This is a genomic window from Novosphingobium anseongense (genome assembly GCF_037482895.1).
GTDB lineage: Bacteria > Pseudomonadota > Alphaproteobacteria > Sphingomonadales > Sphingomonadaceae > Novosphingobium > Novosphingobium anseongense.
Window position 1 is genome coordinate 656320 of sequence record NZ_JBBHJZ010000001.1, and the last position, 13591, is coordinate 669910.

At 67.7% G+C, this 13591-nt stretch carries 7 protein-coding genes and 1 tRNA gene; all 8 read right to left on the reverse strand.

Annotation, left to right across the window (positions count from 1 at the left end; translation table 11 throughout):
* Positions 1-38: 38 nt before the first annotated feature.
* The 8 genes from WG901_RS03240 to WG901_RS03275 all read right to left on the reverse strand — a co-directional run bounded on the left by WG901_RS03240 (position 39) and on the right by WG901_RS03275 (position 13583).
* Positions 39-115: transfer RNA gene (locus tag WG901_RS03240), tRNA-Met, on the reverse strand.
* A gap of 93 nt (positions 116-208) precedes the next feature.
* Positions 209-712: a PilZ domain-containing protein gene (locus WG901_RS03245; RefSeq protein WP_339585567.1), complete on the reverse strand. Its 504-nt coding sequence runs from the start codon at positions 710-712 to the stop codon at positions 209-211.
* A 117-nt stretch (positions 713-829) separates the two neighbouring features.
* The gene (locus tag WG901_RS03250) at positions 830-5278 is read right to left on the reverse strand and encodes a beta strand repeat-containing protein (protein ID WP_339585568.1); all 4449 of its coding nucleotides are present in this window, start codon (positions 5276-5278) and stop codon (positions 830-832) included.
* Positions 5278-7080, reverse strand: a complete 1803-nt coding sequence (locus tag WG901_RS03255) for a ShlB/FhaC/HecB family hemolysin secretion/activation protein (RefSeq protein WP_339585569.1) — start codon at positions 7078-7080, stop codon at positions 5278-5280. The genes WG901_RS03250 and WG901_RS03255 overlap by 1 nt, the downstream gene beginning before the upstream one ends.
* Positions 7081-7368: 288 nt before the next feature.
* The gene (locus WG901_RS03260; protein WP_339585570.1) at positions 7369-8091 is read right to left on the reverse strand and encodes a hypothetical protein; all 723 of its coding nucleotides are present in this window, start codon (positions 8089-8091) and stop codon (positions 7369-7371) included.
* A complete protein-coding gene (locus WG901_RS03265; protein ID WP_339585571.1) occupies positions 8078-10060 on the reverse strand; it encodes an adenylate/guanylate cyclase domain-containing protein in 1983 nt (660 codons plus the stop codon). The genes WG901_RS03260 and WG901_RS03265 overlap by 14 nt, the downstream gene beginning before the upstream one ends.
* Positions 10061-10064: 4 nt before the next feature.
* Entirely contained in the window at positions 10065-13142 is a 3078-nt protein-coding gene (locus WG901_RS03270; RefSeq protein ID WP_339585572.1) for a CHAT domain-containing protein, read from the reverse strand.
* Between the two features lie 144 nt (positions 13143-13286).
* Positions 13287-13583, reverse strand: a complete 297-nt coding sequence (locus tag WG901_RS03275) for a PilZ domain-containing protein (protein ID WP_339585573.1) — start codon at positions 13581-13583, stop codon at positions 13287-13289.
* Positions 13584-13591 lie beyond the last annotated feature (8 nt).

Sequence of the window (13591 nt, forward strand, 5' to 3'; positions counted from 1 at the left end):
CCGATCGACGCCAGGTATCTGAGAATATCGGGAAATAATGGTAGCGGAGGAGGGACTCGAACCCCCGACACGCGGATTATGATTCCGCTGCTCTAACCAGCTGAGCTACTCCGCCACACGGCCGCCGTTGGCATCCAACGTGCGTGCGAGGGGCGCTCTTACGGCCGAGCGCGCGCGCGGTCAACCGGGGCCGTGGGCAAAAATTTCACTATCGCAAGGCCGACTGTATCTCGACCATCGGGGCGGAGAGCACCGAATAGACCTGGCTGCCGACGAGCCCTGCGCCGGCGATACCGACGATCGCGAGGACGCCCCAGTCGAACACCCGCGCGAAGGTTTGGCTCGACTGTTCGGTCGATACCGCTTTGGGCAGGGGCTTGGCGGCAAGAGCCTCGCGCGCGGCGCTGCGCCGATCGGCATTGGGGGCCTTGCGTTCGCCGCGTTGTTCGGCGAGCAGGCCGCGGATGTCGATCTGGTCCTGGGCGCGGATGCCGAAGCGCACGCCCTGCGACCAGCGGACATGGCCGACGATCGAGCTCGATCCGCAGCGCAGTTCGACGAATTCGCCTTTTTCCGGCGGCGTCAGCGCCTTCGCCATCGCACCGCGCGGCGAGAGGTTGCAGATGGTCACGTCCGACCATCCGTCTCCCTTGCGCATGCGCGCATTGAGCATCACGACCTGACGCTGCTCTCGTTGCTTCTGCGAGCCCATGCGCGCGGGCTTATGGTAAAAAGGCTTAAGAAAGCTCGGGCGACCCCATCCCCAAACCTACGATGACCGACTAAAGTCTAAGGTAGGAAGCGAAAATGCGGCGGTGAGCTCCCGTGCTCACGGTGCTGCGCCGGGGGCCGGACAATCGCCGTCCTTTCCGGCATCGCAGGCCGGCGTCCACAGATCGTCGTTGCCCGAGGCGGTGACGGGTTCGTCCACCTGCGGATCGTAATTGAGCCGGCCGAGATCCTGCACGTCGACCGTCGTCGTGATCATGACCGGACCGTCGGCCGTGGTGTCGGCCGGCGGCTCCACCGTCTTCTCGATCCGCTCCTGCGTCGGCGTGATTTCCTGACTGGTGGCCAGGGGCGGCGGAGGGGGCGGAGTCGGAGTTGGCGTGGGTGTCGGAGTGGGTGTCGGAGTCGGTGTGGGCGTAGGCGTCGGAGTGGGTGTCGGGGTCGGCGTGGGTGTTGGAGTTGGAGTTGGAGTCGGAGTTGGCGTGGGTGTTGGGGTCGGCGTGGGCGTCGGAGTCGGTGTGGGCGTCGGTGTGGGCGTCGGAGTCGGAGTCGGAGTGGGTGTCGGGGTCGGTGTTGGCGTGGGTGTAGGTGTTGGCGTGCAGTTACCGTTGGGAATCGCGCAGCCATTGACCGTCGATCCCGAGCGCCCGCCACTCGCAGTGGACGAAGGTCCGCCGTTCACCTGGACCAGGGGGAGAACGTCGAGCCCGACGGCTACTCCGCTGTTGCCGGTGCCGTTGATGATGATCAGCGGATCGGTACCGGCGCTACTCGTGGAGATGACGACCCCGCCCGATCCCGCCTGGAATCCGCGACGCTGTTCGTAGGTCGTGCCCGCACCGGTGTTCTGGATGAGCAGCGAGGGTGAGATGAAGGAGTCTTGATCGGTGATCTCGAACTGCAGCGTCCCTGCGCGGAGCACGCCAGCATTGTTGAACGAACCACCGTTGCTGGAGAGCAACGAATTGGCCGTGGTCGGATCGATCGAAGGAGTGGGCGTCGGCGTCGGCGAAGGGGTCGGAGTTGGGGTAGGCGTAGGTGTTGGGGTGTTGAGCGAGGATTCCGTGCCGGACGTGACCGCCCAGATCTTGTCGGCTTTGAATAGGAGCGTGCCGGCGAGCGCACTGCCCGTGCCGGTCAAGCTGACCAGACCGGTCTGATTCTCGATGATGATTTCGGGCGCTTCTACGCTGAACGTGTTGCCCGAACTCAGACCGGTGAAGGCAGCTACGCCTACGATGCGGACCTCGCCCGGGGCGTCGATGGCGAAAGTGCCGGTGCCGAGTTGGCTGCCTGAGCCAGAACCTAGCCCGGTCACGGTCATCTGTCTGATTTGAGCCTTGTCGGCCGGTCTCAGCGTAATGTTGTCGGCATGGAGGCGCGTGATCTCGGTGTCGGTCAGACTGTATTCGCCTGCGACGTCGACGCCGCCATAGTAGCTCGTGGCTGAGCCGACATCGGCGGCGTGTTCGAGAAGGATCGATTTCGTAACGGTCTGCGTGCCAAGGTTGGCCGCCACGTCGATCGACGACGAATAGAACTCGATGGTGTCGGCCGTGACGGGGGCGGCGACCTTTGCCAGTCCATCGACTCTGACAGTGAGCTTGCCGCCGGCTTCGACATTGCCCAGCGTGACCGCGTTGCCGCTGCCCAGGGTTGCCTTGAGGTCGATGTCGCCGGTGGTTTTGGTCTTGTCGATCACTACGGTGTTGGCATTTATGACTTTGAGTGAAGCAGAACCGGCACCAGCGGTGATTGCGTTCAGTTCGCTGAGCGTAACCGTTCCGCCGTTCGATTCCAGTTCGAGCCCTTTCGTCGCAAGCGTCAATGCTTTGGTGATGGTCAGGTTGCCGCCTGCATTGAGCTTGCCCGTCTCACTACGCAGTGTGAGCGTGCCAATCTCCAGATCGCCCCCGGCAAAAAGTTCGTTGCTCGGATTATAGTCGGTAAGATTACCGGTTACATCGAGCGCCTTGGCAATCAGATTGCCGGCGCTTCCTACCTCAATGCCGAGGCCCGAATTTGCCGTGATCGAGAGGTTCGTGCCTAGCAGACTGGCGCCGGTCTTGATCAAAACATTGTTGCCCTCAAGCGTCGACAATGCGTTCGAGGTGATGTCGGTGACGGCGATCAACTTGGCATTGCCGGCAGAGTCGATGGTACCGCCATTCAGCGCGATGCCGGCCGTGGTCGAGGTGACGTCGAGCGTCGTGCCGATGTCGAGCTTGCTGCCGCTGGCGATCGTGAACGTCGGCGTGCCGGCGCTTTCGACGTTGACGCCACCTGTGACCGTGACCGTACCGTTGGAAATGTCCACGTATGCGCTCTTGGTCGCCGCGGCGGTGTCGCCTTTGGCATAGAGGCTCAGGCTGGAATATTTGCCATGGCCGTTGGTGCCGCTGGCATCGTCGGTAAATTGTCCCTTGCCCGATGCCGCGGCGCCCTTGCCACCGCCGCCGCCGCTGAAGTTGCCGGCCTCGCCGCTCGCGTCGATGGTCAGCGTGCCGACGGTGCGGCTGTTCGCCGCGACATTGGCGGCGCCGGTATTGGTGAAGGTTGCGGTGCCGCCGGTGCCGGTGCCCGTCGAAGCCGCCCCCGAATCGCCTGCCTTGCCGGTGGCATCGACTTGCCAGCTCGTCCCGAGATTGAAGCTTTGTGCGTTGCTGCCGGTGAAGGTCGCCGTACCGCCGACGGCCGTGCCGCCTCCCGTGCTGCCGCTTCCCGCCGTGCCGCGCGCGCGGATGACACCGCTCGTCGCGGTCAGGTTGCCGCCGGTATTGACCTCGACCAGCGCCGTTCCGCCTTGCCCTCCGCCACCGATCGCGGCGAAGTCGTTGCCACCGGCGCCGATCCCCTCGACGGTGAGCACGCCGGTCGTTACCGAGGCGCCTGCGACCTTGAGCTGGGCCGTGCCGCCAGTGCCGCTGCTGCCTGCTCCGCCGGTGCCCGTAGAGCGGATCGTTGTGGTGCCGAGCGAGGCCGTGCCGCCATTGGCCAGGATCTGCGCCGTGCCGCCCTTGCCCGTGTCGCCGAGGCCCGAGCCCGAGCCGTCCGCATAGACCTTGGTCGCTCCGCCGACGCTCAAGCTGGGTGAGACTGACGTGGGAGTTGGCGTCGGCGTGGGTGTCGGAGTTGGTGTCGGAGTTGGTGTCGGAGTTGGCGTTGGCGTATCCAGGCGGATCGTGGCGATACCGCCCTCTGGCGTCCCGGCGCCCTTATAGCTGGCGTCCAGGGTGAGATCGCCGGTAACGCTGATCGTCGGGTTGGTCGATCCGCCCCCGGCGGTGCGCAACAGCACGTCGACCGCTTGTGGTGCCGTGAGCTTGAGATCGCCCCCGACCGAAATAGTCTCGCCGGGATCGACGGCCACTTCGATCGTCGTGGCCGAGGTGAAATCGGCATTGCCGCGGAAGATGGCGCTTCCCGAAGCGGTCGGGCTGACGGTGATCGCGCCCGTGCTCTTGCCGGTGACATTCGCCTTGAATTCCGACGTTGCAACATTGATTGCCACGAGCCCGGAAGCCGGCGTGGGTGTTGGGGTTGGAGTCGGCGTAGGGGTCGGCGTTTGCGTCTGCGTCTGCGTGGACGAAGCGACTCCGTTCGAAACGTTGTACCCGCCCGACAGGACGATCGTGCGGCCGGCGTCCGTCGCTTCAGCCTGGGTCGCGCCGAAGTTTCCGTTCAGCGCCATCGTGATCGCGCTGTTCTGCGGCGCGGCGAGGATGACGACGTTCTTCGCGGCGGCGCCCGCCGCGACCACGCCGGTGCTGCCCGTGTGGACGATCGCGTTGGTGACCGTCGTGCCTTCGTCCACGCTGATGGTGAACATGCCGTTGGCGATCGAGAACGTGGCATCCTGCGCTGCAACCAGCCCCGCCGAGCCGGCGCCGTCGATCGTTCCGCCCTGGGTGATCCCCGGCGCGATGAGCAGCGCATAGCCAGTGGTGGTGATTTTGCCATTGTTCACCACGCGCGCAGCTTCGCTGCCCGTCTGCGTTGTGAATTTGTATGGCGTGTTGATGCTGCCGGCGCCGCTGACACCGGGCGTGTACCCGACGTCGTTCGCGGTCAGGACGATGCCGTTAGCAGTAAAAGTCGAGTTGGTGCCGGAGACGATGCCGGTGGGACTGTAGAACCAGACGTTGGCGCTGCCCGACACGACCGAACCGGTCACCGTTCCGTTCAGCCCGACGGGTCGCGTCGTGCTGACGGGCAGGATACGATTGAGCACGGTAAAGCTGCTTGAGCCCGTGAAGTTGGCACTGTTACCATCGGGCAGAAAGTCGATCGTTCCGCCCGTCGTGGCCACATCGGTTGGAACCCAGTTGATCACTGCGGTTGCGCTGTTGACCGTGATCGTCGCGGGCGCTCCACCCGGATTGCTTACAGTCGCATCGCCCGCGTCGACCGTATAGGTGCCCGCGATCTGCGCTCTCACCGTCGCTCCGCGCGCCGCCGCGACCAGCGCGAGTGCCATCGCGCAACTCGTCAGCAGCGGCCTGACGCGGCGCGTCGAGCGGAGGGCGGTCGTTTCGGGAAGCTGGGTCATCAGCGTGTCCAGGGGAAAAGGTTGACGGTGAGCGAGACGAGCAGGCGGACGTCGCCCTTGACCTGGCGCAGGCCGGTCTGGTTCGCGGGGTCGGCGTAATAGGCGACGCGCTTGAGCGGCGCGGCGGCATAAGCCTCGAGCCGGGCGCGGTCGCCCCAGCGGGCGCGCAGGCCACCGCCGGCCGAATAGAGCGATTGCGGATCGCGCGGATAGGGTGCGCGCTGGTCCTGGTTCCACACGCGGGCGGCGTCGAAGAACGCGAAGGGCTGGAGCGCCCAGCTCTGCGCGCTGCGCGGCGCCAGGCTGCCCAGCCGCAGCTCGGCCTGGACGCCGATGCCGCTGTCGCCGGTCAGCACGCCGGGTTCGTAGCCGCGGCCGATCGTGTAGTTGCCGGTCGAGAATTCCTCGAAGGCGAGCAGCGGGTTCGGCGCATATTGCGCGCGCGGGGCCAGGCTGATCGTCAGCTTGGGTGCCGGACGGAACTCGGCATAGCCGGAGGCGCGCAGGACGAAGGCCGTTGGATCGGCCTCGGCGCGCGAAAGCAGCAGGCCGGGGCAGTTCGCATAGATCGGCGCGGGAACGCGCGGGCAGGGCGCGCTGGCGCCGAGAATGCTCACACCCTGGCGCAGCTCGAGCGATCCGCCGATCCGCCAGCGCGGCTCGTTCGCCGAATAGCCGCGCAGGCTGCCCATCGAGGCGGGGTCGATGCGGTCGTAGTCGAGCCGCGCGAAGAGGACGCGGATCTTGTCCTCGCTGATCGGCACGCCGGTGAAGTTCACGCGCTGGTTGGCGAGATCGAGCCCGCCGCCGAGCCAGAGGTTCTCCGAGAGGCTGCGCTGCAACGGATAGGAGGCGCGCAAGGTGGCGATCAGGGTGCGTGTGCGGAACGGATCGGCGCCGGCCCCGGTGCCGCCGACGTCGGGCCGCGTCCAGGCATAGGTGAAGTCGCCGCCCAGGGTCAGGCCTTCCTGGCCCAGCCGGAAGGCGTGCGAGGCCTGGAGCACGTGCTGTTCGCGCCAGTCGAAGGTGTTGAAATAGGCGAGCGTGGTCGTGTCGGCGAGGCCCGTCAGCCCATTCAGTCGCGCGCGGATCAGCCCGCCGAAGCGGCCGACCTCGCGCGAGCCGAGGTTCTGCACCGCGCCTTCGATCTCGATCGGCGTGTAGCGGACCGAGACTTCGCCGATTACCTCACCGGGGCGGGTGCCGGCCGGGCGCAGGGTCAGCCGCGCGTCGTAGCCGGGTATGTCCTGGACCAGCAGCAGATAGCGCTCGGCATCGAAGGTGTTGAACACCGGCTGATCCTGCAGCTTGCCGAGCTGGCGGGCGATCGTCGCTTCGGCGCGGCCCGTGTCGCCGCGCACCTGGATGCGGACGAGCTTGGCCATCATCACGTCGAAGCGGACCGTGCCGTTCTCCTCGATCCGCTGCGGCGGGACCTGGACCGCGGCGACGTAGCCCTGGCGGCGCAGGATCGTCGCGGCGCGATCGCGGATCTCGCAGACGGTGGCGACGGGTACGCTCTGGCCAACGAATTCGGCCCAGGTCGAGCGCAGCGCCTCGGGCGAGACGACCTGGAGGCCATCGAACTGCGCGCCCGTGATCGTCATGCGGACGCTGGCGAAGCGGGGATCGGCGAGCGGGCAGGGCGCCCGCTCGATGTCGCCCTCGACCGTGACGCGTGAGCCGGTGTCGCGCGGCGGCTGCGTCGCCTGCTCACGCTGGAGTTCTTCGCGCGTCGGCGGCCGCGACGGCAACGACTGCGCCGCCACGGCGAGCGGCGTACCCGTGCCGACTACGGCCATCAAGAAAAGCGCTGAGCGCGAGAATGCCATAGCTTGCCCCATATGCGACCGAACGCAGCCTGCGGGCGCGGTCAGCCGAAATTTCCCCACGGGGTCCAAAGTCCCGCGGCTCCCCGAACCGTCTGATGCCCGCGATTCTCTCATCCAGTCGCGCGGACCGGTTTTTGGGGTGCATCAAGCTGGCGAAATCGTCACGTTTTACAGTACGCTAGGCGGTAGGCCGGGTCACTCCCAAAATCGACGAAACGACCCGGCCGCTGCTTCTATTCGGGACTTATATCGTGGGCTTCAGTTCGGGCTCTTCAGGGCGCCGAGCAGAAGCTGCTTCTGAGCATCGCAGCCCTTGGCGTCGAGCGTCGCATAGGTGCCGGCCGGATCGCCGGGGGCCGCCGGTAGCAAGGCGAAGCGCACGCGCGTGGGCTTGGTCAGGCCGCCGCCGCTGATGACGTAGCTCGCGCCCTCGGCGATCGGCAGGCTGGCCGGCCAGGTCGCGACGTTCTGGCCGACGAGGAACGGCGCGCTGGCGCTGCCGCCCGAAGCCGGCGCGATGGTCAAGGTCTCTGCCTGCTCCATATCCGGGCGCCAGAGGCCGACCGCGGCGGGATCGGTGACGCAGACCGTGCCCTCACTGGCGACATTCACATACCAGAGGTTCGACGGCTTGGCGCTCTCGCCGGCACCGCGGATCGCTCCGGTGCGGGCGCGGCGGCGGTTCTGCGTGGCGACGAGCGCCGCGAAGCTCGGGTTCGCGGTGGTCGCCGAGGCGGCGGCGCTGGTCGTGACCGGGCCGCGCAGGGTGCGCGTGCCACGGCTGTCGAGCACGGTCAGGGTGTCTCCGGCGGCGAGGACGATGCGGCTGCCCGCGGCGAGCGACTTGCCGGCCGGGTAGCTGCGCGCCGAGGGCCCCGAGGCGCTGACGACGATCGTCTGCGCCGCTGCGGCTCCTGCGAAGCCGAGCGAGCAGGTCAGCGCAGCAAGGGCGACCTTCCAGCGAACGCTATTCGAGAACATAGGAACCTCCAGATTTGATCGACTGCATCCGATAGACAAGATTGGCGAGCGCCGCATCGTCCGGGCTGGCCGCCGCAAGGCCTTCCAGCTCGGCGAGAGCCCCGCCGTCACCTTTGGCTAGACGATCGAGAATCGCCTGTATGTGGCTTAACGCACCATTAGGCATGTCCGGCGTCGGTTCGAACACGTCGACCGGCGTGGCGCGACCGCGCAGGGTGATCCGCCCCATCGGGCGCCACCAGTCGAGCCCCGACCGGCTCACCGCCTCGGCGCTTGCGATAACGCTGGTATGGAGCTTCTTGTTCGCCGCCTCGAGCCGCGAGGCGGTGTTCATGCTGTCGCCCAGCGCGGTGTATTGAATGCGGTCCTCCCCGCCGAAATTGCCGACGATCGCCTCGCCAAAATGGAGGCCGACGCGGGTGCGGCCGATCGGCGGCACGCCGGGCGGGGCGGTGTTGCGGAACTCCTCGCCCGCCTGCCACATGGCATAGGCGGCGCGGGCTGCGCGCTCGCCGTCGTCGGGGCGCGAGATCGGCGCGCCCCAGAAGGCGACCACGGCATCGCCGACGAACTTGTCGATCGTCCCGCCATGCGCGAGGACGACGTCGCTCAGCAGGTCGAGATAGCGGTTGAGCAGCGTCGCGACCATTTGCGGGTCGAGCGCGTGGCTGAGCTCGGTGAATCCCTCGAGATCGCTGAAGATGACGAAAATCTCGCGCCGCTCGCCCTTGAGCGCGAGCTGCTCGGGATCCTGGATGATCTGGTTGGCGATGTCGCGCGGCAGGTACTTGCCCAGCGCGCCTTGCGCAAACTTGCGCTGCTCGGCACCGACCGCGCGCGCCGCCGCGCCGACCGCGATGAAGGCGAGGACCCAGCCGAGCGCCCAGCCGAACACGGGAAGGTTCTGTGTGTCGATCATCCGAGCCTGCATCCAGAACGGCAGTAGGGCCACGCCTGCCGCCTGGATCAGCAGCACGGGCCCCACGCGCCACCAGGCGCCCGCGGCCATGCTCGACAGCGCGCCGAGCAAGATCGCGGACAGCGCGATCAGCCAGAGCTGTGCGCCGGTGACCGGCGCGAAGGGGGCCTTGTCGAGCAACTGCGACAGGATCGTCGCGTGGACCTCGAGCCCGATCATCGTCCGGCCCTCGGTGGCCAGGCGGAGCGGGGTCTCGAACTGGTCGTAGTCGATCACGTCGCCGCCGATCAGCACGTATTTGCCGCGGATCTGGTCGGCCAGCGCGGGGATCTCCACGCCGGCGGCGAAGACGTCTATCGGCAGCTTGTTGTAGACCCCGTAGTCGGCGAACTTGGCCTGGCGGAAGCGGATCGCCCCGGCATAGGTCGCAAAATCGCGATCGTCTGGGACGAGCGCACGCGCCATCAGTGGAGGCAGGCCGGGCACGACCTTGGGCCAGGACCGCACGACGTTGTCGCTGTCGACCTCCAGGCGGATCGAAGTGGCCTTGGTCTTGTCGGTCGCGATCGCCTTCTGGAAATCGTCGAGGAATTGCTGCTGACGCTCGCTGATCTGGTCGCGGTTCGATCCGAACGAGGCATAGGCCAGATAGGTCGGCGTCTGCATGCCGCGAAGCGCCTCGACCAGTTCGGCGTCCTCGTCCTGTTCCTGGTCGATCAGGATATCGATGCCGATGCCCTTGGCGCCCATCGCGTCGATCGAACGCAGCGCTCGTGCCAGAGTCCCGCGGTCGAGCGGCGAGCGCTTGCGCGTGTTGTTCAAGGTATCGTCGTTGAACACGACCATGACCACGCGCGGGTCGGGCTCGACGATCGGGGCCGCCCAGGCTTCGCGCAGGTCGTAGAGCGACCGTTCGGCCACCGGGACGAAGGGCAAGGTCCAGGAATAGCGCGCGACCAGCAGACCCGCGATCAGCAGCAGCGCGGTGAGCACCGCGCGGGCGGGGCCGATCCGGCGCGCCAGCAGCCGCGTCGATTTGAGCCGCGGCATCGGCTCAGCGCTGGACGATGAGCTGCTGGGCGCCGTCGCCGACGATCGCGAAGTCCGACCAGTAATAGGGGTGCGAGGTCGAGGCCTCGTCCATCAGCGGACGTTGGGCATCGCGCAGCGCGACCGCCAGCGGCCGGCCGACGCCCTCGCGGAACAGCCCCGAGATCAGCCGCTGCGTGGCGCTGAAGTCGTCGGGCGCGGGCCAGTGGCTCGCGATCACCGTGCGGCTGCCCGCGCCGATGAAGGCGCGCACCAGACCGTCGAGCGCCGAGCCGCCGCCCGTGGTGACACCCGCTTCGCGCGTGGCCGCGCGGCTCGCCTCGCCGGCGGTGTCGCAGGCCGAAAGGATGACCACGTCGGCGTTGAGCTTGAGGTCGTAGATTTCCTTGAAGCTCAGCAGGCCGTCCGAATCGCCGTCGCCGAACGAGGTCAGCAGCGCCGGACGGGCCGGGCACTCGGGCCGCGGCGCCGTGACCAGGCCGTGGGTGGCGAAGTGGAGGATGCGATAGTCGGCCAGATCGGTGCGGCTGCGCACGGCCGTGTCGGTGAAGGCTGCGCCGGTGACGACCTGCGAGCCGCTCGAGCTGATCGCCGAGGCGGCCTGTCGCAGCTCGCTCGCCGAGATCGGCTTGTTCCACTCGCTGAGCGGCCAGGAGCAATCGGTCGTATTGCCGCCGTTCAGACCACGGGTCGCGCTGGCCTGTATCAGGCCCGGCGTCGCGGGAGCGTTGTCGCCGAAGCCGATATACTGGCGCGCGGCGGTCGAGGCCGGAGTGCGGCGGGTGTCGCGGAAGGCGCGTGCCGAGACCGAGGTGCTGACCGCATGGCTGCGGCCAAGCCATTCGATGCCACGGAAGTCGAATTCGTCGGCATTAGGATCGGCGGTGCGCGCCAGGTAGCGATCGACGCCGGCCTGATCAGCGATCAGCAGGTTGGGCGGCAACTGCAGCATCGCGCCATCGGGTTCGAAGATCAGGTGCTGGACCGGCGTTAGTCGGGCGGCGACCGGATCGAACAGGTCGCGATAGAGCGCGCGGGCGAGCTTGACGTCGAACGGATAGGTCACGTTCTGGCCGTTCTCGACCAGCGAGATCGTGCCGCGCAGTTCGCGGACCTTGGCGGTCAGGTCCGCGGCGGCGAGCGGCGTCTTCCAGGCGGTGGCACCCTGGGCGTCGACGTAGATCGCGTAGACGCCGCTGCCGGCCACGGCCAGCTTGTAATAGGCCTCGCCCTCGCGCAGCGATGCCTTCAGTTCGGCGAGCGTCATCGCCTCGGTCGACAGCGCGCGATACTGCGGAAATTCGGATAGCCGGGCGAAGGTCAGCGATTGCTGCTCGGTCAGCAGCTTCATGTCGCGATCGCGCGAGGCGATCTGCTCTGACACCGCGCCGTCCTTCTCCGGCAGTGCGTTCAGCCGCGCCAGTTCGATGCGCGTGCGCTCGATGTCGCGCGAAAGGCTGATCGCCTGGCGGAACAAGGCTGCCGACTCGCCGTCGCCGTCGCGCAGTTCGCGTGCGAGCACGGCCTGGGTATCGGCGACGCCGGGGCGGACGAGCGTCTGGCTGGCGAGGAACAGGTCCTCGACCAGTTCGGGCCGGCTGGGGATCTGGCTGGCGAGCAGCTCGAAATAGGGTGCGAGCTGGTTCGACAGGCCCGTGGTGTTGAGCCGGTTCGCGGTCGTGTTGGCGACGATCGCGCGATAGAGCTCCATCGCCTCGGCTGGCTTGCCGCGGCGGACGAGGAAGGCGGCGAGACGCGCCCGCCCGCCGTTCATCGCGGTCGTCTCGGGGTAGGAGTTGCTCAGCAGGTCGAGCGCGCCGCGCAGCAGGCTCTCGGCCGCACCGAAATTGCCCTGGCTCTCCTGGATCAGCGCGGTCTCGGCCATGATCTGTGCGCGCAGGCGAGTGATCGAGGTGATCCGCCCCTCGCGCACGGCAGTCGCGTCGGACAGGGCGCGATCGAGCAACGCGCGGGCGGGTTGCGGCTGGCCTTGCAGGCGCAGGACCGTGCCGCGCAGCTGGAGCGCCTGCGCATCGAGGATCGCGGCCCGTTCCTCTGGCGTGAGCGTCGTGGCCTGGACCGCGCCGAAGCGCCGTCCGTTCGGCAGCGAGGAGTTGATCTCGGCGGCCAGCGGCGCGGTGATATCGACCCCGCCACCCAGGCCGATCACGCCCACGGGCACGACCGAGCGCGTCAGCACGTCCGCGGCCTCGGCCAGTTTGCCCTGGTTGAGCAGGTGCATGCCCTCGAAGTTGCGGCGCAGGCGAAGCTGCACGGGATCGAGCGTCGACACGCGTCCGGCCGCGGCGAACAGCGAGTCGGCCTCGGCGAATTCGCCGAGGTTGGACTTCTGCAGCGCCTGGTTGACGAGGTATTCGTGCAGCCGCTGGTCGCGGCCTACGGTGGTGTCGCGCACCGTGTCCTCGGCATCGAGACGCGCCTGCAGCGTGTCGAAGAACTCGGCCGCCTCGGCGTAGGAGCCGGCGTTGTTGCGGCGATAGCCCTCGGCCAGGGTCTGCGCCGGATCGAGCGCGCCGGCCTGGACGCGCGCGAAGGCCACAGGATCGGCGAGGCCCGTCGTCGCGACGCGAATCTCACCGTCGAGGTTGCGGTCGGTGACGATCGTGCGCAGCGCAAGTTCGAGTGCGCTGTCGTAGCCGCTCAGCCCCTGCGCGGCATAGGTCACCTTGCCGACGCGGACACGGTAGATCTTGTAGCCGATGTTGGCGTCGGTCAGCCGGCAGAGCGTGACCGAGACCGGGCCGACGTCGGCGATCGTCGCGGTGGTCTCGGCGCTTTCGCAGACCACGCCGGGCTCGCGCGCCACGGCGAGGCGGGCCGTCGCGGTGGCATCGTCACGCAGCGCATAGACCTTGCCGACGGCGCGCGCGGCGTCGCGACAGACGATCGCCCAGGCGCGGTCGAACATGCCCTCGACCGCGGGATCGCCGCTCTGGCTCTGCATCTGGCACAGCGCGCCGCGGGCATTGCCCAGGCGGAAGCTGTCCTGCAGCGATGGACGCGCCTCTTGCGCGCTCGCCGAAGCGGTCGCGGCAAGCGCGGTCATGGCGATCGAAAGCATTGCGGCGCGCACGTGTCCCTCCGTCGGTCCTGCAAGACCGCCCCCCTGGCAGGTCCCCACGCTAACCGATTGATTTGCGACCGTCTGTTATCTTTGCGGTTCGGCGGAGGATAGCCCAGCCCGCGCGAAGAGTCGAAGGGAACTTCAGGCTGCTGCGCCGCAGAAGGCGGCGAAGAAGTCGACGATCGCGGTTTCGAGCGGCACGTGGAACTCGACCCCGGCGCTGTCCCGGCCGCGCCAGCGCACGGTCGCGGCGAGCGGGCCGATCGGCCCGAGGTTGAGAGCGATGACGTGGCCGATCGCGATGTGCGGCTCGACGTAGTTCAGCCGGCAACCGGTGGCGGAGATCGCGCTGAACACGATCTCGCGCTGGGCCGAGCCCGCGACTTCGTAGGATCCTGGCACTTCGACGAAGAGCCGGCTTTCGCGTCTGCGATCCACAGCGATCT